Raw genomic sequence first — 21,854 nt, 5'->3', positions numbered from 1 at the left:
GTTACATCCAAGCGTCTGGCTAGCTTATTGGAATGAAGCGGAATGCACGGGAGTAATGGTCTACACTGAAATGATTGGTGATGAACCGGGTACACAGCGGGGGAGGCCTATATTAGCCTGTTTGGATCTTAACCAAACAGGTTTTTAGTATGAAAGGAAATCCAATGGAAAAAATGGAATAGGATATAATGAAGCATGAAGGAAAATTTTTCACCCCCATATCTTTTTCTCTTTCTGAAACGTTTAGAGGATAGAGGGTGTTGAAGGAGTGAGAAAAATGATAAATAAATTGAGGGAAGATATTTCTGAAGAAAAGGATAACGGTACAATTTTGCGTGAAGTTTATCCTGAATTGATCCGGTTTTGCCGATTTCTGACCCAAAATAATTGGGATGGGGATGATTTGGCTCAGGAAACGATATTGAAGGCAATGCAGGGCTATGGGAAAAAAACGGTGATAACCACAGCTTTATTGAAGACGATAGCCCGACATTCCTGGATTGATACGATACGAAAAAGGAAAAAAGAATCTTTAGACGATCTGTTGGATACCGAACAACTGGGGGCAGTTGGGGGAAATGTCTTTGAAACGGTTGAATATATAATAAAATCCCTTACCCCGAAACAAGCGGTAGTGTTCATATTAAAGGAAGGATTCCTCTACCGGTCAAAAGAAATCTCAGATTACTTGAACACCACGGAAACAGCTGTAAAGGCAATCTTGAACCGTGTGAAGAAGCGTTTTGAGAATGACGTTGAAGATCGTAGGTTGTCTTGCGTGGAAGTTTGGCAGGATGAGGAGGAGCAGCGTCTCATGTCCCTGATGACACAGGCTTTAAAAGCCCAAAATCCTGATATCCTCATTAAAAGCATCCCATCTTTCAAATCCCTGAACAGTGAGTCGATGATTCCTAAACTGATGAATCGTTCGAATCTTTCCAAATCAAGCTTCACTCCTTCAAACACACTCTCAATGGCTGCATAGCCAATATTATTGTTAGGAGGAAGAAGAGATATGACCACCATTCCATATGTAATTGAGCAATCCAGCAAGGGTGAGCGCTCGTACGATATTTATTCCAGACTTCTAAAAGACCGTATCATCATGATTGGGGAAGAAATCACCGATCATTTAGCCAATAGTGTGGTTGCCCAATTGTTATTCTTGGCAGCAGATGCACCTGATAAAGAAATTACCATCTTCATAAACAGTCCCGGGGGATCGACCAGTGCAGGTTTCGCCATTTATGATACGATGCAATATATTAAGCCTGATATCCGGACTGTATGTACGGGGATGGCCGCATCATTCGGTGCCATGCTTTTATTGGCGGGTACGAAAGGGAAAAGGTGCGCTTTGCCAAATAGTGAAATCATGCTTCATCAACCGCTTGGTGGGGCGAGGGGGCAAGCAACGGAAATCGAAATTTCTGCCCGAAGGATTTTGAAGCTAAAGGATCATATCAATCAAATCATCTCCGAAAGGACCGGTCAGCCTATCGAAAAGGTGGCGAAGGACACAGATCGCGATTACTTCTTAAGTGCAAATGAGGCGAAGGATTACGGTATAATCGATGAAATAATCGTTCAGGATAATTAATTCTGATAAAGACGCCGGCTGTACGAAAACGAAAAGAAACTGCCGATATTAGATTGGCAGTTTTTTTTTATCTTTTTACATTACTCCATCTATTTATCCACAAAACCCCATACCTTGTTTCAATACTATTCCAAATCCACTACCTCAGCTTCACAATGCCCGGCACCCGGTATTATCAATTTGTCTTTGTATACTGTTGCTGCATTATATATGTCATCCAGTATGCAATGAGTGACGAATGAATCTTCTTGAAAAAATGGAATGGTATCTTGGGTAATTATCGATATCTGGGTTTGGATGTCTTCCTTTTCTGGATAGTCCATCCATTTAATATGTTAAAATAAATAGTATCTGACATTATCAATCTTGGAGGAAGTTTTTATGAAGAAACCGCAAAAGGTTTTACTTATTAGTGGAATCTCTGCTGTTGCATTATTCGGGGTGGGGGTTGCTTCCTTTAAAATCATGGAGAACTCCAATGAGTACGAAAAAGCTCAACTCGTAATGGAAGCCAGGGAAGCCAAAGAACAAATTGAAAGAGAAAGAGAAGATGAAAAAATCGAAGCCAAAAGGGAAGCGAAAGCTAAAGTTGCGGAACTTGAAGCGAAAACGGCGATATATGATGGGATTGAATTTGAAACGGGACTTGATGAGGGCTCAACCGAAACGGAAGTCATGGACGTCATGCATAAAATGACTCATCAAAAGGTTCGCTCGCAAGATAAATGGGGAGCTATACCGATGTCCCCTAAGATTATAGAAGAAGTTTATAAAATAGTGGATTCAAGTGATTTTCAGCATAGAGAAAGATTGCTGTCCATCGCTGCCCGGTGGCGAGCCTTTGATTTTAGCACGATCGTTCAGGACCATAACTTCTTTTGGGAAGATAAAGAAGGCACCGTTGGAAAAGCCCATGGAACATTAAGTCGGGCAGAAGAGGTTGAATTCATTGAAGTTAATTTTAAATGAGGGGACAAAGTACTGAAAATGCAAGGGCGAGTCGGCTAGTCCTGTCAATAAAGAAAACACTCAAACTTCCTGCAATGAGGCCGTTTGAATGTTTTCATTCGCTTATGGGGCAGTCAAGTAATGGAAGCTTACCTTCGATACAGGAGTTTTATTTCTTAACAATTAGTCTGCTGGACTCGTTCTCCTTGTTTACGGGAACGTCTTTTCCTACTGTGACCCTGCGAACGACGCGGTGCTGGTTCCCGTAATCGGAAATAGCGTAATGCTGCGTGGCTAGGTTATCCCAAATGGCCACGTCGCCTTCACTCCATTGCCAACGCACGGTATTTTCTAAGCGCGTGACGTATGAATCGAAGATGCTTAATAATCTTTCGGATTCACTTGTTGTATAGCCCTCCACTCTACCAGCAAAGCCACCTAATAACAAATGCCTTTTTCCGGTTTCGGCGTGTACGTGAACGACTGGGTGCCTTGTTTTATAAATGGTCGATTCGAATATATCACGATATTTCTTTTTAACCTCATCATCAATGTTTTCGGCTGGTTTGAATTGAGCATAATCATATTCATTTGTATGGATTGCCCATAGTCCGTCCGCTAATTTCTTCAATCCATCCGGCAGGTCCTCATATGCTTCATTCGTATTGGCCCAAACTGTATCTCCGCCAACATCAGGGATGGTCACCCCTCTTAAAACTGAGTATTTAGGTACCTCTGGAACGAAAGTGACATCAGTGTGCCAATGGTTTGCTTTAGCACCTCGTTCGGAGTCAAGCTCGAAAATATAGTTAGTATTATCTTTGACCGGTACTGTAGGATGTGCATAAGGTTCACCCAATAGTTTGGCAAATGCTTCTTGGCTGGCATCGTCCAAATGATTTTGACCTTTGAAGAATATGACTTTATGATCGTTTAACGCTTGTTTGATTTCATTGAAAATAGTTAAATCCAAGTCTCCGCTTAATTGCACTCCTTGAATTTCCGCTCCAATCCTTCCTGCTACCGGTACCACTTTCAATTGTTGTGTTTTAGTTTCCGTCATAATCAATCTCCTCCTGTAAGGTTAGTTTTTATTTTTTAAAGGCTTTCTCAATGTATTCATTGTTGATGTGATTTTTAAAATTAAATGATTTCTTGATATAACCCACACCAGCTAAAGTATCGATGGATTCTTGTTGTGCTTTGATGGCATCTTCGGTAAAGAAGATATTTGGTTCTTCGGCCGTTATTATTGTCTTGACCGTACCGACTGGCAATTTAGTTTCTTTGGAATAAATTTCAGATGCTTCATCTGGATTTTCAATTTGCCAGTCGGCTGCTTTTTTATAAACCTTTAAATAGGCCTCGACAATTTCAGGATGCTCTTCGGCAAAGCCCTTACGTGCAATGATTGCACCAGGAGCTAATATTTTTCCTTTTACTTTAAGTGCGACAGCATTCCCTTTTTCAATATTATTAAGGTAATAAGGGTTCCATATTGCCCAGGCGTCCAATTTTTTTGTTTCAAAAGCCGCTTGAGCATCATCTGGTTGCAAATTGATGAGTTTAATGTCATCAGTCGTTAAGCCATGGGCTTTCAATGCCTTGATTAAATACACATGACCCGTTGTCCCCGAGGCAACACCGACCGTTTTTCCTTTTAAGTCTTCAATCTTCTTTATGTTACCTTCCGCTTGAGCCAGGATCCGGACAGATGACTCACCCCGTCCTGTTTGTGCAATCACTTCGAATGGCAGATTCTTATCAATGCCGGCAATCAGTGCACCATCCCCTAAAAAAGACAGGTCAACCCGATTGGAAGCAAGGGATTCCAAAAGCGGGGGACCACTCTGGAATTCACTCCATTCGATTTGGGCATCCAGTTTAGAAAACTCTTCGTTGAACAATCCCTTTTCCTTTGCAATGACCAATGGTCCCATCTTGCCATTTAAGGCAATATGAACTTTCAGTGGATCACTTTTCCCGGAAGCTTTGCCGGCATCGGAATTACAGCCTGCCAATACGGCGATGCTAATGATGGCAAGTAGTACTGCGATTAGATGTTTACGATATTCCTTCATGAATTCCCTCCTTTTTTACAGCTATACACATCTGGATAGGCAGACTAATGACAAAAAAGAGATTCAACGAAGAGTTTGATTGGTTACTCTTCATTGAATCTCCGGTAGTCCAGTTGATTCACATGACCTTTATTTAATTGGCTCCAGTGTGAAGCGGATTTGTGTATGAATGCATCTTAACAGCTGTTAGAATTATCTGTCAATTATTTTTTACGATTAATCCGATAAAATAAATTGGTATTAGGTGTTGATTATAAATAATCGATAAGTTAATATAAAATGAAATATTGAATCGACTAGTTAACTAGAGATTCAGCAAAGGGACAATTTGTGCCTTATTGCTGGATCTCTATTTTTTTTATTTGAGAAAGGGTGAGGGGATTGGTTGCGACATTAGAAATTAATCAAGTAAGCAAAACATTTAAGAATGAGAATGAAAGTGTCCATGTTTTGGATCATTTAAATCTGACCGTCAACAATGGTGAGTTCGTAACCATCATTGGTCCGAGCGGCTGCGGGAAAAGCACATTATTAAAGTTGATCGCAGGACTTGATTCAGACTTTGATGGCACGATCATGGCAGGGGATCTTAAGGTTAGCGCCCCATCTAAAGACCGTGGTTTCATTTTTCAGGAGCACCGATTATTTCCATGGCTAAACGTGGAGAAGAATATTGCAGGTAACCTTACATTAAAGAAACCGGACATTCGAAAAAGGGTGGATGATTTGATATCACTTGTTAAACTAAAAGGTTTTGAGAAGGCGTATCCACGCCAATTATCCGGAGGAATGTCGCAGCGTGTTGCCATTGCTAGGGCCTTATTGCGTAATCCTGAGGTTTTATTGCTGGATGAGCCATTCGGTGCATTGGATGCATTCACGCGAACGCATCTTCAAGAGGCTTTACTGGAAATATGGGAGAGGAATAAGACAACGATGGTGCTTGTCACCCATGATATTGATGAATCCATCTTTTTATCGAGGAAGGTGGTCGTCATGGATGCAAAGCCTGGACGGATTAAAGCTATCGTTCCGATTGATTTGCCATACCCAAGAACCCGAACAAGCAAAGCGTTCCAGGAATTCAGGTCCGTCATATTAACACAACTTGAACATCATCCAGCAGAGGTGGAAGATTGGAGCATTTAAATGAATTTTTGAAAAAGGAAGGATGAAAATTATGTCTACACAGACCGTTGCACAAAACAAGCACCTTGTCATAAGGGAAACGACAAAACAATCCAAACTTGCCAAATCGGCATTGCGGGGTTCGGTACTTCCCGTTGTCGTGTTGATTGCATGGCAAGCATTAGGTTCGGTTGGCATCCTGCCTGCCCAATTGTTCTCATCCCCTTTATTGATCGTCATGACGTTCATTGATCTCGTCCAGTCGGGGGAAATGGGCATGCATTTACAGATCAGTTTAACGCGGGCTTTTCTTGGCTTTGCCTTAGGTGGGTTTTTAGGCTTATTGTTTGGTGTCATCGTTGGGATGCAAAAAAAATCCGAAGAGTATCTTAACCCAAGCATTCAAATGTTACGAACGGTTCCTTTACTCGCGATCACGCCTTTATTCATTATGTGGTTCGGGTTTGGTGAACTATCAAAAGTGCTGCTTATTGCTTTAGGTGCTTTTTTTCCTCTATATCTACAAACTTTTTTGGGTCTTCGGAATGTGGATAAAAAACTCTACGATGTTGCCCTAATCTTGGAGTTTAGCCGTCGGGAACAAATAACGAAGCTCATGATTCCGGCAGCATTGCCTAACATATTACTTGGTATCCGTTTAGCCTTAAGTGCGGCTTGGATGTGCCTGGTCGTCGCTGAATTGCTTGGTGCGGATAGAGGGGTCGGCTTCATGATCCAGGATGCCCGTTCATTCATGCAAACGGACGTCGTATTCGTAGGCATCATCATATTTGCCCTCGCTGGTAAAATCTCAGACTCGTTTGTCCGCCTTTTAGAAAATCATTTGCTGAAATGGCAAGATAGCTTTAAAGCGTAATTGAAAAAGGATGACCGCCCGGTGATGGGTGGTCATCCTTTTTCTTATTAGGTATGTATGTTTAATCTATTTTTTTATATAAGGGCAAATAAATGGTGAACGATGTTCCTTTGTTCACTTCGCTCTGTACCACGATTTTCCCTTTGTATTTTTGAACGATGGAATAACAAACGGTCAGGCCGATACCGGTTCCCCTATCTTTAAGCGAGTAAAATGGGGTGCCAAGTATTTCAAGCTGCTCTTTTGATAAACCTATTCCTGTATCCGTTATTCGTATTTTTGCCATAGTGCGTTCCTGCTCTGTTTCCACCTTGATGAATCCGGGTTTGTTCATTGACTCAATTCCATTTTTCATGATATTGACCAGTATCTGTTTAAGCTCGATGGGATTCATGTTAATGTGCAGGTCGTCACGGAAATCGAGAAGAAAGCCGATGTTGCGATTATTGGCAAAACTGGTCAATAGGTCGGAAATCTTTTGGATTTCATCATTTAAAGGAATGACCTGTACATTATCCGTTTGCGGTTTAGCTAAAGACAAATAGTCATTGATAATCACTTGTGTATATTCAAGTTCCGTAAGCATGGTCTGTACATAAAATTTTTCCGTTTCATTCAGTTCCTTCTCTTGATCTAATAGCTGGGCAAACCCTTTAACGACTGTAATCGGATTGCGTATCTCATGTGCAATGGTGGCAGCTAGCTGTCCGACTGAGTTCAATTGCTTGGCCTGCTGTATTTCCTTATGAAATGCATTATTGGATTCCATCCTATTATTGGTTCCTATGAATACGAATACCAATATGATTTGTATAGCGATGAAATTAAGCGTGTTGCCGAAACTATCCAAAGCGACATATTCATAAGTGTGTTGAAGATCCGTTTTTGAAATGATCAAGATGGAAGCGGGACCTAATAAGATATTTAAAGTGGCCACAATATAAAACCCGATCTTATCAAAGAGAAAAATGGGAAACAAGGGTGCTATAGCAAATAAGGCCAGCATGATGGCAGTATCCGGGAATATCCAAAACTTGCTATAAAAATAAACAGTAATTAAGAAAATGAATAGGGTTTTATAAAAATTGACTTCTGTTTTTAAGAAAAATAACAGAGAAATTATCATCCCCGATATTAAAATGACCTGTAATGTCATCTCGTAGGGATTATCTTTCCAACTTATAGGTGATACAGAAATCCCAACTAATAGTAAAAAGGATATCATTGCCATGAAAGCCTTCAGTATAAATCGGTGTTTGTTTTGATAATATTGATAATTTTTTAACATAATTCCCCTTAGTATTAATATTCTGTTTGCTTAATAGTAATATGATACTAGTTTTTTGTAAATCAGAAAAAGATAGATTTTGTCATCGATAACCTTTCTATCTATATTATGGAAAGGGGAAGGTGTGTCAACACTGGTGCGTCCCTTCCGATATATGGGATTTATCGTCTGGAAGTTTGGTTTATTATAGGTATGGAAGATTTAAATTGTTTGAATAAGAAGCATGACTTGCATAAAAGCGGAGTAAGGAGTTAAGAAATGCGGAGGGTTTGGAAATATTTAGTTATAATCATTTGGACGATCGTTTTTTTCTACCATTTCAATATGTACATGCCAAGAAACATTTTATATTTTTTAGAAAAAGAGGCTTTTAGGAGGCTTCTTATCATTAATCAAACAATAAAGTTTTCATTCAACTTTTTGGTTGGGTAGAACGTACTGCATGAATGCCCTGCTTTTGATAGGTTATTTTAACCATTTTAACTACTATATTATTTCTTTACATTATATTCGCTGTAGATTCACATTCCCCTTTTAAAATAATGGTAATAATAGGAGGGAGAGAGGGAAATGAAAACGAATCTAAAGAAATTCGGTTTTTGTATGATGAGTGCGGCCTTTATATTGCAGGCTACTTCAATGGGGGCCTCCGCTGCAAATGGAAATCATTCCAATTCATCTATTCATGAGAAGAAAATTGTGAATGTCGCACATAGGGGAGCTTCTGGTTATGCACCTGAACATACCATTCCCGCTTATCAAATGGGAGAACAAATGAAAGGCGACTACATAGAAATCGATCTTCAAATGACCAAGGATGGTAGATTGGTAGCAATGCATGATGAAAAAGTGGATCGTACAACGAATGGTACTGGACTTGTGAAGGATTTAACGCTGGCAGAAATCAAGAAACTGGACGCCGGTACTTGGTTCAATGAAAAATATCCACAATTGGCAAAAGAGGGATATGAAGGGTTAAAGGTCCCTACTCTTGAAGAAGTCTTTAAGAAGTTTGGAAAGAAGGCCAATTACTATATCGAAACAAAGTCCCCTGATGTGTATCCAGGGATGGAAGAAGAACTTCTGCAGGTTCTGGAAGAATATAAAATGGTGGATTCGAAGGGCCGTACAAACAATGTATTAATACAATCGTTCAGTAAAGAAAGCCTTATGAAGGTTCATGACTTGAATCCAAAGTTACCTCTTGTGCAACTTTTTTCATACAAGACCCAAGCAACCATTTCCGATGAAGAATTGGAATCCATAAAGGAATATGCAGTTGGCGTTGGCCCGAACTTCAGTAAAGTTGACGGACAATATGTGAAGATGGTTCGAAACCATGACCTCCAATTCCATCCATATACAGTAAATGAAAGAGCCGATATGAAAAAGGCGCTTGAGTGGGGTGCAACGGGGCTGTTTACGAATTATCCCGATGTGTTCAACGAGGTACTAAGTGAGTATAAACACAAAGATAATGGAAATAAAGTTACTAAATAAATGGTTTCAAATGTGAGTTCCGGTTTCCGGAGCTTTTTTTTGTATCCAGGTGCAGCATAATGGGTGATTAATTCTTGGGGAAATTAGATGTCCATAGGCTTAGTAGTCTTTCGGACGGGTATATAAAATAAATCAAGAAAATTTTAGGAGGTTGATTATGAAGGCTGTAACTTTTCAAGGAGCAAAAGATATACAGGTAAAACAAGTTGAAGATCCGAAACTTAAGGAAAAGGATGATATCATCGTCCGGGTTACTTCAACAGCTATATGCGGGTCCGACCTCCATATATATCAGGGTGCTTTGCCGACGCATAAAGATTATGTCATTGGCCATGAACCGATGGGCATCGTCGAAGAAGTGGGTCCGGAAGTGACAAAGGTGAAAAAAGGAGACAGGGTTGTCCTGCCTTTCAACATTTCTTGCGGGCACTGTTATTATTGTGAACATGATATGGAGAGTCAATGTGATAATTCCAACCCTAATGAAGCGGTGGATACAGGCGGGTACTTTGGTTTTACGGAACGATATGGGAACTATCCAGGAGGGCAGGCAGAATATTTAAGGGTACCATATGGAAACTTCATGCCGTTTGTCATCCCAGAGTCATGCGAACTAGAAGATGAGTCGCTTTTGTTCATGTCCGATGTTCTGCCAACCGCATATTGGAGTGTAGAGAACGCTGGCGTCAATAAAGATGATACGGTAGCGATATTGGGCTGTGGGCCGATTGGCTTGATGGCTCAGAAGTTCGCTTGGATGAAAGGAGCAAAAAGGGTCATTGCCATCGACAATCTACCTTATAGACTCAATAAGGCTAAACAGATGAATAAGGTAGAGGCGTATAACTTCGATGAATATAACGATATGGGCAGCTACATTAAGGAAATCACTTCTGGCGGTGCCGATGTGGTCATAGATTGTGTGGGAATGGATGGCAAGAAATCGCCGCTTGAGACGGTTGAGCAAAAGCTGAAACTTCAGGGTGGAACGTTAAGTGCGATCGAGATTGCCCTTAACGCCGTACGTAAATTCGGCACGATTCAACTGACTGGCGTATACGGTTCGAAATATAATATGTTCCCATTAGGCAATATATTTGAGCGGAACATTAACCTGAAAATGGGACAAGCACCAGTCATACACTACATGCCAAAGATTTTTGATGAAATCACGGCTGGAAAGTTCGACCCCACGGAAATCATATCCCATAAAGTCCCTCTCGAAAAAGCGAGTGAAGCTTATCAAATCTTTAACGATCATGAAGATGAATGCATTAAAGTGGTGTTAAAGCCGTAATCTGAAGCTCATAAAAAGTCCAATGCATGGAGTTGCATTGGACTTTTTGGTTATGTTCATAAATAGTTAATGGTGTATTATGGAAAAAAGTATAAAAGAGGTTTGAAATATGAATGATAGTTATGCCTTTGAACCGAAGAAATCAGGTTTACACTGATTTTTTTACTATAATGGGTGGATTTGTTTCAGGGGAATCCGGAAATGTGACGACTGACCCTTCAAATGATGAAGGAGAATATGCCAAGTGAACTTGAATAAGGGTTTTTGGTAATGAAATGGAGTATTTATATTATATAATGATAGTGACAAAAGGAGGATGTTCAGATGGTATATAACTCGGCAGCAGAACTTTGTGAAGGGTTTGGTTATCCGCCCGTTCACGTTAAATTGACGATAGAGATCATCGATAAAAGATTGGGACCTGTAAAGGCAGAAGCGGAGATTGCCATCAAGCCTGTTAAGGCAAAGGGATATCTGGAAGTATTGGTGGAAGAATTGGAATCGGAGCATATCTTTGCCGATGAAAATGGCAGTATCTATGGCAGCTTCGGCATCGATCAAAGCATCCAGATATATGATGAAGTCCTGACTACCATTCCGTTCGAAGAGATAATGGGAAATGAAAATTGGAAAGAGACAGTTGAGGAATCCATCACGGCGGATAAACTAAAGGGACAACTGGGGAAATCCCTAAATGATTATCAATTCAGTGATTTGAGCGGGAAATATAAATTCAGGAAAAGATGTACGATAACAGAACTCCAATTCATAGATTAAACGAAAGGAGAAGGCGATATGCTTTCTCTTTTTTACATATGGCCATAATATTTTTCCTTATGATAATCAAATTCTTGCAGTGACACAATCTGTGAGAATTTTTAACCATACACAAGGGGCGCTCAGTAGGTTTTTAATGGTTTCAACTTGCATTTATTATATTGCTTTACATAGGTTAATATATTGTTAAGGGCTTTTATAAGAAATAGAAACGAATATTTTAAAAGATAAAAAGGAGAATATATGAAAATTGGTTTGGTACGGCATTTTAAGGTGGCACATGAATTTCCTACTGGGAAATCTGTGACGGCGGATGATATGAAGCAATGGTTTGTGGACTATGATGCAGCGGATATTATTTATGGAACGACTTTATTTGGCGTGGAGGAATGGCAGGAATGTTATTGCAGTGATATGTCGAGAGCCGTCAAGACAGCGGAACACATCTTTCCAGGCACGGTTCATCAGATGGAGGAGCTGCGGGAAATACCTTCTCCCCCTCTGAGAGGAAGGATTAAGCTGCCGTTCATCCTTTGGGCCATCTGGATTCGCTGCTGCTCGGTGATCAACAAGCAGACAAGGGCGGAAATTAAGTTTGCTGAGCAAAGAATCAATAAAGTATTGGATGAAGTCTTTGCAAAGGGGGAAAGGAATGTTCTGATCGTGAGTCATGCCGCCCTCATGGTATATATGAGGAAAGAGCTGATCCGACGGGGGTTCACCGGTCCAAAGTTCAAGATTGCCAGTAATGGAAAATTGTATGTATTTGAAAGCGGAAAAGGGAAATGAATATATGGTTCCCACCGGAAAAGGTAAGCCATTTTGCGAAGAAAGAGACATGCATTTTCCGAATAGTTATTCTTTTTTTATTGGTTGTGGTTTATTATTGTAATAGTGTAATTTTTACGAATTCAATATTGGGGAAAGAGGGGTGGACATTTTGCTGAAGGCAGTTTTTTTTGATTTAGATGATACATTACTATGGGATCAGAAAAGTGTAAAAGAGGCTTTTGTGGCCACATGCGAAGTTGCCAAGGAGAAATATGGTCTGAATGTCGACGAGTTTGAAGAAGCGGTGCGGAAGGAAGCGCGTGATCTTTATTCTTCTTACGATACATATGCATTCACTCAAATGATCGGAATCAACCCATTTGAGGGACTATGGGGGAATTTTCAGGATGATCATGATGAATTCCGGAAGATGGCCGGGATTGTACCGGCTTATCGGAAAGAAGCGTGGACGAGGGGCTTGAAGGCATTAGGGATCGATGACCCGGAATTTGGGCTTGAACTGGCAGAACGTTTCCCGGCCGAAAGACGCAAAAAGCCATTTATCTATGAAGAAACATTCCGTGTTCTGGATGAATTAAAAGGGAAGTACAAATTGCTATTGCTTACGAACGGATCTCCTGAGCTGCAAAATACCAAACTTGAAATAACGCCTGAACTGGTTCCTTATTTCGACCAAATCGTGATTTCAGGCGCATTTGGACGAGGTAAACCGGATGCCTCCATTTTTGAGCATGCTTTGGAAATCATGGAGCTAGATAAGGATGAAGTATTGATGGTCGGCGATAATTTAATGACCGATATCCTTGGAGCATCACGGGTAGGCATAAAGTCGGTTTGGATAAATCGCCATGATAAGGAACGGAATGAAGTGATTCCAACCTACGAAATCACGCATTTAGAGGAGCTTTTCCCTATCCTTGGGAGCCTGGGGAATTAATTGGCGGTCCTCCTCCAAATAACAAATTTTAGATGATTGCAGAGAAAATACTAGGTCTTTTAAATTATTTACAGAATGAAAAGGGTGAGATATAGTTACCCTGTAATCAATTAAATTATTCAGACTAGGGGTGTCCAATAAAAGTTGGGCTGAGAGAGAAGCGCTTAAGCTTCTTAACCCTCAGGACCTGATCTGGTTCATACCAGCGTGGGGAAGTTAGAATCTACTTAACGATGACCTTTCAACTGGTCATTTCTGTAGTCATACTAACGTTAGCCGGGTCTTAAATATGAGACCTGGCTTTTTCGTGCGAAATGGATTGGATTTTGTCCTTTTTAAATGAACTTAAAAAGGAGAAATGAAATCATGAAGAGTAATTCAGTAAATGACATGAACGTTTCAATTATGTCCAGTTTTGCCGGGAGTAAAAAAGTGTATGTTGAGGGATCTAGACCCGATATTAAAGTACCTATGCGTGAAATTGAGCTAAGTCCGACGACAGGGGCATTCGGCGAAGAGGAGAATCCGCCTTTACGTGTATATGATACAAGCGGCTTCTATACGGATTCAGAATATCCGATTGATATTCATAAAGGCCTTGCCCCGATTAGACGCAGCTGGGTTCTGGAACGGGAAGATGTTGAAGAGTATGAAGGGCGTGAAATAAGGCCGGAAGATAACGGATATAGAAAAGTGGAGTCACAATCCAATGCCGAAGTTTTTCCGGGATTGAAAAGAAAACCATTGCGTGCGGTGAAAGGGAAAAACGTAACCCAGCTCCATTATGCCCGCAAAGGGATCATTACTCCAGAAATGGAGTTCATTTCGATCAGGGAAAATGTAGCCCCTGAGTTTGTAAGGGAAGAGGTAGCTAGCGGGCGGGCAATCATTCCGGCAAATATTAACCATCCTGAAAGTGAGCCCATGATCATCGGACGTAATTTTCACGTGAAAATAAATGCAAATATTGGAAATTCAGCTGTCAGTTCATCGATCGAAGCTGAAGTGGAGAAAATGACTTGGGCTACACGATGGGGTGCAGACAACATAATGGATCTTTCCACAGGAAAGAATATTCACACGACGCGGGAATGGATTATCAGGAATTCACCTGTGCCGGTTGGGACGGTTCCGATATATCAAGCATTGGAAAAAGTGAATGGGGTCGCGGAAGATCTAAATTGGGAAGTATTCCGGGATACTTTAATCGAGCAGGCTGAGCAAGGTGTCGATTACTTCACCATACACGCTGGTGTGCTTTTGCGATACATCCCAATGACAGCAAAGCGAGTTACGGGTATTGTTTCCCGGGGAGGCTCCATCATGGCACAATGGTGCTTGGCCCACCACCAAGAAAGCTTTCTCTATACACACTTTGAAGAGATTTGTGAAATCATGAAGACGTATGATGTTTCTTTCTCATTAGGTGACGGTCTCCGTCCGGGATCCATTGCAGATGCAAACGATGAGGCACAATTTGCGGAATTGGAAACACTTGGGGAATTGACGAAGATTGCTTGGAAGCACGATGTTCAAGTCATGGTGGAGGGACCCGGTCACGTACCGATGCATTTGATTAAAGAAAATATGGATAAACAGCTGGAAGTCTGTCAAGAAGCACCATTCTATACCCTGGGACCATTGACGACGGACATAGCTCCTGGATACGACCATATCACTTCTGCGATTGGTGCTGCCATGATTGGATGGTTTGGAACGGCCATGCTTTGCTATGTGACACCGAAAGAGCATTTGGGACTTCCGAATAAAGAGGATGTTCGGGTAGGGGTCATTACTTATAAAATTGCAGCACACGCAGCTGATCTTGCAAAAGGCCATCCGCAGGCAAGAAAACGGGATGATGCCCTTTCGAAGGCTAGATTCGAATTTCGTTGGAGAGATCAGTTCAATCTTTCCCTTGATCCTGAAAGGGCGGTTGAATATCACGATGAAACTCTTCCGGCAGAAGGTGCCAAAACAGCCCATTTCTGTTCAATGTGCGGACCGAAATTCTGCAGTATGAGAATCTCTCAGGACATCCGTGATTTGGCGAAGGAAAAGGGTCTGGGCTTTGAGTCGGTAATCGATGAAGGGCTTAAAGAAAAAGCGAATGAATTTAGGAAAACGGATGGAAAAATCTATCAATGATTCCGACGAGAGGGAGAATTCGATGAATCGGGTAATCCAGATAAAAGTTGAAATGAAACAGTTGGAAACTCAATTGGAGCAGCTGAAAAGGGAGCTGAATATTTTTCGGGAGAATTGCAACCATGAATTTGTGAAAAATGATTATAGTCAACAATGTACAAAGTGCTACTTGATCGAAAGTCTTCAATGGTAATGATTCCTTAATCGTCCTTATGGAATGAATCCCTTAATCATGTTGATTCGATTACAAAACATGATTAAGGGGATCATTAAGGATCATTACTATTTACATACTTGTTTTATTGATATGAAGAGGAGGAGGGACAAGCCATCCTTTTTCCTTATTAATTTAAGGAAGTCAGCACCCAATGCAGCTTTGTTGGTATGGAATTGCGCAAACATCTGTGCAATATCTTCGCGGATGCATTGACCCATCAGTTGGCTGCAAGCAACTAATCCTGCATTAATATCGATTGATACTGAAGCGGAGATTTCAGGATCTTGAAGACGTGCCCCGACGGGAATATCCTCCAAATTAGCTTTAGGCCTTTCAGGTGGTGAGGGAGGCAGTCTAACGTTATTTTCTTTTAATAATGATTCAAGTTGGTCATGTTCCTGTTTTCCTTGATCGATCACTTCAACAAGTAATTTATGCAGGTCCTTGTCGCCAGTATGATTAAGCATGGTTTGATGACAGGCAATCAACCCTTTTGTAGTTGTTTAGAAATGCCCATGTTCCAAATACCTCTCCGTAATGCATAGGCTCATCTTTCGGATTTCCGCTTAAAATCCCCATAACCATCCTCCTTGAAATTCATTAACGCATTTAAGTTACCCTGAATTCATCCAAGCATGCTTCGTTGATGTTTGGGAAATGTTAGAGGGCTTTTAATGCTTACCCTTTTATTCCTTGCAGCCATTCTTGATAACATTCATCACACAGCATTTCATTTCTATCCGTGTCAGTAATTTGAAATGTTACTATATGGATTTTTTTTCTTCCATGACATCACTACAATAGAAGCATTGATGTGTCATTAGAAATCTTCCCATGTATATAAAGTGTTTATAGTTTAAAGCGCCACGGTTTTTTTATGCAGAAAAATGATGCAGCAGTTTATTGGTCTTCTTGGAAGAGTTTATATTGAATAATCCGGTTGGGGTTTAACATACTAAACGTGTTCGCTTGATTGATAAAATGAGGAGGGAAATACAATGCAAAACCAATATCAACAAGGTCAAGTACACCAGAATATGCAAACGGGTGCCATCCCCCCACAATTGAATCACGGTGGTCACGAAGTATTCGATGTACATGAAGTGCTGTCGGGAGCGATCGGTACTTTAAACACGTATACTCTTTTGCGTCAGCATGTCCAAGATCAGGAATTACTCGACATTCTTGATCGTCAATATCAGTTCATTCAAGATGAATATAATATTTCATTGGAGTGCTTCCAATCGGGCCAGGATCCTTCTAAACGGACTGAGAGCTACAAAATGAATCAAGGTAACGATTTTATATATGGATTGACACCAACTCAGCCAAAGAAACCTTTGCAATCCGTATCGGAAATTACGGATGAATGCATTTCAGGCTTGATGCTTGGAGCTGTTAAGTCTGCTGCATCCATGAAGGCGATGGCAGCGCTTGAAATAACGAATCCAGTGGTTCGCCGCGTATTTGCAGATTCCGTTCCGAACTGCATTGAAATGGCCTATGAGATTTCGATATATCAAAACAAACATCATTATTACCAAGTTCCGCAGCTTGCACAGCAGGATATGCAACAAATGATGAATTCGTATGCCCCCGCACAAGGAAATAACAACAACATGAGTCATTAAAAGCATTTTTTAACAGCAGAAAGAAGGGATAGGACTATTTGTCCTATCCTTCTTTCTTATTGTTTCATCTGATTTATATCTTGGATGCATTCCTGGACGAGGGTTACAGCCTGACTCATGGTGGCTCCTCCGCCAAATGCTGCGGTCACACCAATGGCTTCAAGAATTTCCTGCTCGGAACAGCCTTGATCAAGACATCCTTTTGTATGATAGATAATACAGTATTCATCTTGTGAATATAAGCTTATTCCTAGTGCGATAAGCTGTTTTTCTTTCTTGGACAATTGACCTTCTTTAAAGCACTCTTCCGTAAACGAATTGAATTTCTCAGCAAGATCTGGCATTTTATGCGTAAAGGCACCGATTCCAGCTTTATAATCACGAAGAGCATTTTCAGTAGAATTGTTAGTTTCAAATTCCATTTTTCATTCAGCTCCATCCTAAATTTTTTTCATCAAAAATTAGTATGAGCTAAATGTTGGACGATTAAACAGAAACATAGGAGTTTAACTAAGTAATAAGTAACCTTCCTCCCTACAAGGCAAGTGACCCCTTGGACCGGGTGGCTTTGAACCATTGATAGCAAAGGATGCATATAAGTGCGACGTCAATGGCATCGCCGGCATAGTACATGAACATTCCGCCATTTTCCGCTTGTTCCTTTGTGACTCCGCTTGGAGGATGGACAAAAATATACTTAGAAAGGATATCATGGCCGGCCAGTGAAATTGTAAATACGATAGCTCGAAACATGAAGCTGAACCTGTGGGGGGCAGGGTCCATATAAATCATAGACGCAGTGAATAGATAGCCYGCTATGAACACGTGAAAATGCACTAATGCATGCAGAAGGGCATTCTGATGCATCAACCCGTACAGACCAGTCGTATAAAGGATCCAAAGCCCTCCAATATTAAGCGCAGAGGCAGTGATTGGATTGCTTAAAAATCGCAGCGGCCAACTTTTCAACACCTTTGAAAGGCGTCTTGCTGATTGTACATCAAGTGATCGCAGTGCAAGCGTAATGGGTGCGGAAAGCACAAGCAGTATGGGTGCAATCATTCCAAGCAGTAAATGACCAACCATATGCGCCGTGAAGTCCATATGCGCGCGATTGGCTATTGGGCCTATGATTGCAGAGGCTGCACAGAGAGTGCCAAGAATCCAAAAGAAGGTACGGTATAATGGCCATTTTTTATAGCGGCGGTTCGAAATTATGCACGCTGCGATATAAATCACTAAACCTAGCATGAGTAGCATCAATAAAATCGGTTCAAAACCAGTTCCGTTATCATGAATATGTCCGTTACTGTGCATTGCTGGCGTCTTCTTTCATTTTAAGTAAGCTGCGTCTTGTTTGAATGACGAGGGTAATTCCGATCAAGATCATGATTGTGGCGGCAATGTTCCAAGTCAAGTCGTATGGGAAAATATCGACATTGTAACGGATTTGATGGAGGCGCATGAGCTTGTGCTGGATGATTCCGTCATATAACTGGAAAGAACCTGCCCCGAGCAAAACTCCCCCTATCCACCTTTTCAGCCATAATCCCTTTCGACGGCGAAGGTCAGCGAACATGAATAACGACCCGACCGTTGCGAACCAGCTTAGGGCATGAAATAAACCATCCGAGATAAGCCCGATACTGGTTGTGGATTTGTCATAGAAATGATGCCAATGTAATAGTTGATGAAAGATGGCTTCATCGATGAATGCAACCAATCCGATCCCGAATAGAAAACCGGACCATAGGTTACGAGCGGAATAAGTATAACGTAATTCTGAAATGGATTGATCTCTTTGATTTCGGGGCTTGAAATCCATTTTTCATCCTCCTTTTTCCTATATATGGTTCTTTCTACTTTACCCTGTATTTTAAAGTAATAGACAGGTAAATGGACCTTTTATATATCTTATTTATTGAGCGATTCATAGCACAAAGAAAATCCTTGGCTTATTAGTTCAGTCATCAATGTTAATGGTATGTAAATTTCTTCTAATTATTGTTCATTATAACTGAATTATGGTTTTAAGCATGTACAGGCGGGTAATAAAAAACCGTACATCATATAAAAAAGGAGGAGTTAATATGTTTCGCCATCAAAAAGAATTGCAATTTGAAGTTAAGGTAGATCGACCAGATCCGATGCTTGCCCGTCAAATTCAGGAAGTGTTAGGTGGACAGTTTGGGGAAATGACTGTCATGATGCAATACCTTTTTCAGGGATTTAACTGCCGTGGAGAAGAAAAATACAAAGATATGCTGATGGATATCGGTACAGAGGAAATTGGACATGTAGAGATGCTTTGTTCACTCATTAGTCAATTGCTTGATGGCGCTTCTCCGGAAGATCAAGCAGAAGCCGCAAAAGATCCTGCTACAGCAGCGATCATGGGTGGTATCAATCCCCAGCATTTGCTCGTAAGCGGTCTTGGCGGACTGCCAACCAACTCGAATGGGGTGCCTTGGAACGGATCTTATATCGTAGCCAGCGGAAATTTATTAGCAGACATGCGATCCAATCTGCATGCTGAAAGCCAAGGACGCCTTCAAGTGGCCCGTTTATATCATATGACAAAAGATGAAGGGGTACGTGCTACCTTCCGTAAAATGTTAGCCCGTGATCGTTACCACCAATATCAATGGATGGCGGCCATTGCAGAACTTGAAGAAAAAAATGGCGTGGTTGTTCCCGCATCATTCCCACCGGAAGCGGAAATGGAATCTCAACCGGAAGCGTACGAATTCTGGAACTTATCGGAAGGTAATGAATCGGCAGATGGCCTATGGGCAACAGGAAGCGCCCCAGATGGTACGGGAGATTTTGTTTATGTAGCTGAACCAGTCGCAAAAGGACAGATTCCTAACCCTAAGGTTCCGGCAGCACAATTGCATCATGACCTGGATAGAAGTCAATCGCTTAATAAAAGATAATATAAACTTTTCAAAAAAAGCTCGATGGCCCCGAAAGGGACATCGACTTTTTTTATTCTGCCTTGTTTGCCAAAACCTAATTATTTGCTTGTGGATATTTTTTGGAGTAGGATAGTTTCCATCTTCAAGACAAACCATTTTAAAAGGATGGTCACTAATTTAATGGTAAGGAGTGGGGCAAATGAAAGCAGTAGTGGTTAAAGAACCGGGTGGTGCAGAACAATTACTATTTAAAGATYTTTCAAAGCCAGTGCCCGGTAAAGGGGAAATATTAATAAAGGTTAAAGCGTCTGCGATAAATAGAACGGATATTGTTTCCCGGGAAGGGAAATCCGGTTATATGGCCAATCCAATATTGGGGATTGAAGTTTCCGGGGAAGTGGTGGAAACAGGGGAAGGAGCAAATATACAATCGGGGACGAGAGTGATGGGCCTTGTAAACGGCGGCGGTTATGCTCAATATGCCTTGATGCCGGCTGATCGTGCAATGAAGATACCGGATAACCTGTCATTTGAAGAAGCGGCAGCGATTCCTGAAGTATTCTTGACTGCGTACCAAACCTTGTTTTGGTTAGGTGAATTGACGGATCAAGAAACGGTATTGATTCATGCTGGCGGAAGCGGTGTAGGCACAGCAGCAATCCAACTGGCAAAAAAACTGACAAAAGCGAAAATCATCACTACAGCCGGCTCAAAGGAAAAATTGGATTTCTGTCACTCACTAGGAGCGGATATCTGTATCAACTATAAAGAACAATCTTTTGATGAGGAAGTACTGAAAGCTACAAATAATAAAGGAGTGGATGTTATCCTGGATTTCATCGGTGCTTCATACTGGGAGAAAAACCTTAAAAGCATTAAAACTGATGGACGATGGGTACTGATAGGCATTCTAGGCGGAACTGTAGTCGAGAAGGTGAACCTGATGGAACTTCTCTTAAAAAGAGTTCAATTAAAAGGCACTCTACTAACTCCTCGGAGTGATGAATATAAAAAAGAGTTAACGGAAGAATTCGTTAAAAAGGCAATGCTGTTGTTCCGCAAAAATGAAATCAAGGCAATCGTGGACCATGTCTTCCCTTTTGAAGAGGTACAAAGGGCGCATGAACATATGGAAGCCAATAAGAATGTAGGTAAAATCATCTTACAGGTAAATGAATGATTAAAGAAAAACTGCCTCGGTGCATGAATGGGGGAGGTTGCCCAGGATTAAGACATGATTGGGCGACGTCTTTTCAGGTGATAAGCAAAAGGTGGAGCTGATGGCAGATTGATTGAAGGATGAAATATGGACAAAGTATAATGAATATATACAAAGTCAAGATACGCTTCGCCGGTATCTGTCTAAGGGGGGAATCTTAATGAATGAACTGAATGCATTATTCAGGAAAAGAATAGGGCTCCAGGAAGATGTGAAACTGACATTTGAGAAATTAGACGAAATTCTCGATAAGACAGCGAAAACCATTCCTTTTGAAAACTTATCAATCATGGCATCCCATCTGAGTGATATCAATAAAGCGAATATCATGAACAAAGTCCTCCTGAGGAATGAGGGGGGATTATGCTATGAATTGAATTCAGCCCTTTATTTTTTCCTGTTGGAAAATGACTTTGATGTATCTTTGGTTCGTGGTGTCATCTATAAYCAGGGGTGGATGACCATAGGAAGGACACATGTCACCATTCTATTGAAC

Annotated in this window: 22 protein-coding genes, 2 pseudogenes and 1 riboswitch; of the genes and pseudogenes, 16 read left to right on the top strand and 8 right to left on the bottom strand. The window is 41.0% G+C overall.

The features are described 5' to 3' along the window. Nucleotides 1-277 precede the first annotated feature (277 nt). Together AC1DVB_RS12835 and clpP are read left to right on the top strand one after the other, a co-directional pair. Entirely contained in the window at nucleotides 278-985 is a 708-nt protein-coding gene (locus AC1DVB_RS12835; protein ID WP_057275541.1) for a sigma factor, read from the top strand. 30 nt (nucleotides 986-1,015) lie between these two features. Beyond that, nucleotides 1,016-1,600 (top strand): ATP-dependent Clp endopeptidase proteolytic subunit ClpP, encoded by a 585-nt coding sequence (gene clpP / locus AC1DVB_RS12830; protein ID WP_034305312.1) that lies wholly within the window; start codon nucleotides 1,016-1,018, stop codon nucleotides 1,598-1,600. 125 nt (nucleotides 1,601-1,725) lie between these two features. On the opposite strand, the pseudogene AC1DVB_RS12825 reads toward clpP, so the two are convergent. After that, nucleotides 1,726-1,821 (bottom strand): annotated as a pseudogene (locus tag AC1DVB_RS12825) (alpha/beta hydrolase); the annotation flags it as partial. Nucleotides 1,822-1,981: 160 nt separating this feature from the next. Between AC1DVB_RS12825 and AC1DVB_RS12820 the strand changes: the two are divergent. Next, the gene (locus AC1DVB_RS12820; RefSeq protein ID WP_477589500.1) at nucleotides 1,982-2,569 is read left to right on the top strand and encodes a DUF6241 domain-containing protein; all 588 of its coding nucleotides are present in this window, start codon (nucleotides 1,982-1,984) and stop codon (nucleotides 2,567-2,569) included. 148 nt (nucleotides 2,570-2,717) lie between these two features. Here AC1DVB_RS12820 and AC1DVB_RS12815 read toward each other — a convergent pair whose 3' ends face one another. Both AC1DVB_RS12815 and AC1DVB_RS12810 read right to left on the bottom strand, forming a co-directional pair. Then, nucleotides 2,718-3,611, bottom strand: a complete 894-nt coding sequence (locus tag AC1DVB_RS12815) for a TauD/TfdA dioxygenase family protein (RefSeq protein WP_328097753.1) — start codon at nucleotides 3,609-3,611, stop codon at nucleotides 2,718-2,720. 28 nt (nucleotides 3,612-3,639) lie between these two features. Beyond that, nucleotides 3,640-4,629 (bottom strand): ABC transporter substrate-binding protein, encoded by a 990-nt coding sequence (locus AC1DVB_RS12810; RefSeq protein WP_328097754.1) that lies wholly within the window; start codon nucleotides 4,627-4,629, stop codon nucleotides 3,640-3,642. A gap of 381 nt (nucleotides 4,630-5,010) precedes the next feature. Here AC1DVB_RS12810 and AC1DVB_RS12805 point away from each other — a divergent pair, with 381 nt between their 5' ends. Then, entirely contained in the window at nucleotides 5,011-5,778 is a 768-nt protein-coding gene (locus tag AC1DVB_RS12805) for an ABC transporter ATP-binding protein (protein WP_377331616.1), read from the top strand. Nucleotides 5,779-5,800: 22 nt separating this feature from the next. Continuing rightward, nucleotides 5,801-6,634 (top strand): ABC transporter permease, encoded by an 834-nt coding sequence (locus tag AC1DVB_RS12800; protein WP_052137178.1) that lies wholly within the window; start codon nucleotides 5,801-5,803, stop codon nucleotides 6,632-6,634. A 61-nt stretch (nucleotides 6,635-6,695) separates the two neighbouring features. Here the strand turns inward: AC1DVB_RS12800 and AC1DVB_RS12795 are convergent, their stop codons facing one another. After that, nucleotides 6,696-7,865, bottom strand: a complete 1,170-nt coding sequence (locus AC1DVB_RS12795; protein WP_230134969.1) for a sensor histidine kinase — start codon at nucleotides 7,863-7,865, stop codon at nucleotides 6,696-6,698. A 627-nt stretch (nucleotides 7,866-8,492) separates the two neighbouring features. Between AC1DVB_RS12795 and AC1DVB_RS12790 the strand changes: the two genes are divergently transcribed. The 7 genes from AC1DVB_RS12790 (at nucleotide 8,493) to AC1DVB_RS12760 (ending at nucleotide 15,566) form a co-directional block, all read left to right on the top strand. After that, on the top strand, nucleotides 8,493-9,422 hold the full coding sequence (locus tag AC1DVB_RS12790) for a glycerophosphodiester phosphodiesterase (protein ID WP_057275547.1): 930 nt from the start codon (nucleotides 8,493-8,495) through the stop codon (nucleotides 9,420-9,422). 157 nt (nucleotides 9,423-9,579) lie between these two features. Continuing rightward, the gene (locus AC1DVB_RS12785) at nucleotides 9,580-10,719 is read left to right on the top strand and encodes a zinc-dependent alcohol dehydrogenase (protein WP_230135108.1); all 1,140 of its coding nucleotides are present in this window, start codon (nucleotides 9,580-9,582) and stop codon (nucleotides 10,717-10,719) included. Between the two features lie 324 nt (nucleotides 10,720-11,043). Next, nucleotides 11,044-11,496, top strand: coding sequence for a hypothetical protein (locus AC1DVB_RS12780; protein ID WP_057275549.1), 453 nt, complete (start codon nucleotides 11,044-11,046; stop codon nucleotides 11,494-11,496). Nucleotides 11,497-11,739: 243 nt separating this feature from the next. Next, complete coding sequence (locus AC1DVB_RS12775; RefSeq protein WP_057275550.1) at nucleotides 11,740-12,285, top strand: histidine phosphatase family protein; 546 nt, start codon at nucleotides 11,740-11,742, stop codon at nucleotides 12,283-12,285. A 151-nt stretch (nucleotides 12,286-12,436) separates the two neighbouring features. Further along, nucleotides 12,437-13,225 carry an HAD family hydrolase gene (locus tag AC1DVB_RS12770; RefSeq protein WP_034306430.1) on the top strand — a complete coding sequence of 263 codons (789 nt, stop codon included), beginning with the start codon at nucleotides 12,437-12,439 and terminating at the stop codon, nucleotides 13,223-13,225. A 116-nt stretch (nucleotides 13,226-13,341) separates the two neighbouring features. Further along, nucleotides 13,342-13,456, top strand: a riboswitch (TPP riboswitch). 135 nt (nucleotides 13,457-13,591) lie between these two features. Further along, nucleotides 13,592-15,373 (top strand): phosphomethylpyrimidine synthase ThiC, encoded by a 1,782-nt coding sequence (gene thiC, locus AC1DVB_RS12765; RefSeq protein WP_057275551.1) that lies wholly within the window; start codon nucleotides 13,592-13,594, stop codon nucleotides 15,371-15,373. Nucleotides 15,374-15,395: 22 nt separating this feature from the next. Continuing rightward, complete coding sequence (locus tag AC1DVB_RS12760; RefSeq protein WP_179891032.1) at nucleotides 15,396-15,566, top strand: hypothetical protein; 171 nt, start codon at nucleotides 15,396-15,398, stop codon at nucleotides 15,564-15,566. A 93-nt stretch (nucleotides 15,567-15,659) separates the two neighbouring features. On the opposite strand, the pseudogene AC1DVB_RS12755 reads toward AC1DVB_RS12760, so the two are convergent. Next, nucleotides 15,660-16,169: pseudogene (locus AC1DVB_RS12755) on the bottom strand (DUF3231 family protein). Between the two features lie 419 nt (nucleotides 16,170-16,588). On the opposite strand from AC1DVB_RS12755, the gene AC1DVB_RS12750 reads away from it, so the two are divergent. After that, the gene (locus tag AC1DVB_RS12750; protein ID WP_057275553.1) at nucleotides 16,589-17,221 is read left to right on the top strand and encodes a spore coat protein; all 633 of its coding nucleotides are present in this window, start codon (nucleotides 16,589-16,591) and stop codon (nucleotides 17,219-17,221) included. A gap of 56 nt (nucleotides 17,222-17,277) precedes the next feature. On the opposite strand, the gene AC1DVB_RS12745 is transcribed toward AC1DVB_RS12750, so the two are convergent. The 3 genes from AC1DVB_RS12745 to AC1DVB_RS12735 all read right to left on the bottom strand — a co-directional run bounded on the left by AC1DVB_RS12745 (nucleotide 17,278) and on the right by AC1DVB_RS12735 (nucleotide 19,046). Further along, complete coding sequence (locus tag AC1DVB_RS12745; protein WP_057275554.1) at nucleotides 17,278-17,643, bottom strand: carboxymuconolactone decarboxylase family protein; 366 nt, start codon at nucleotides 17,641-17,643, stop codon at nucleotides 17,278-17,280. 112 nt (nucleotides 17,644-17,755) lie between these two features. Further along, nucleotides 17,756-18,481, bottom strand: coding sequence for a cytochrome c oxidase assembly protein (locus tag AC1DVB_RS12740; RefSeq protein ID WP_372464626.1), 726 nt, complete (start codon nucleotides 18,479-18,481; stop codon nucleotides 17,756-17,758). A gap of 46 nt (nucleotides 18,482-18,527) precedes the next feature. Further along, nucleotides 18,528-19,046 (bottom strand): DUF2243 domain-containing protein, encoded by a 519-nt coding sequence (locus AC1DVB_RS12735; protein WP_057275556.1) that lies wholly within the window; start codon nucleotides 19,044-19,046, stop codon nucleotides 18,528-18,530. A 265-nt stretch (nucleotides 19,047-19,311) separates the two neighbouring features. Here AC1DVB_RS12735 and AC1DVB_RS12730 point away from each other — a divergent pair, with 265 nt between their 5' ends. From AC1DVB_RS12730 to AC1DVB_RS12720, 3 genes are all read left to right on the top strand, one after another. After that, nucleotides 19,312-20,157, top strand: coding sequence for a manganese catalase (locus tag AC1DVB_RS12730; RefSeq protein ID WP_034305265.1), 846 nt, complete (start codon nucleotides 19,312-19,314; stop codon nucleotides 20,155-20,157). Nucleotides 20,158-20,338: 181 nt separating this feature from the next. Then, nucleotides 20,339-21,319 carry an NAD(P)H-quinone oxidoreductase gene (locus AC1DVB_RS12725; RefSeq protein ID WP_477589493.1) on the top strand — a complete coding sequence of 327 codons (981 nt, stop codon included), beginning with the start codon at nucleotides 20,339-20,341 and terminating at the stop codon, nucleotides 21,317-21,319. Nucleotides 21,320-21,518: 199 nt separating this feature from the next. Next, nucleotides 21,519-21,854: arylamine N-acetyltransferase (locus AC1DVB_RS12720; protein WP_477589491.1), on the top strand; the 336-nt coding region annotated here is incomplete at its 3' end.

The organism is Peribacillus sp. P4_D6 (assembly GCF_056401795.1).
This window is presented reverse-complemented; position numbering and strand designations above follow the sequence as displayed.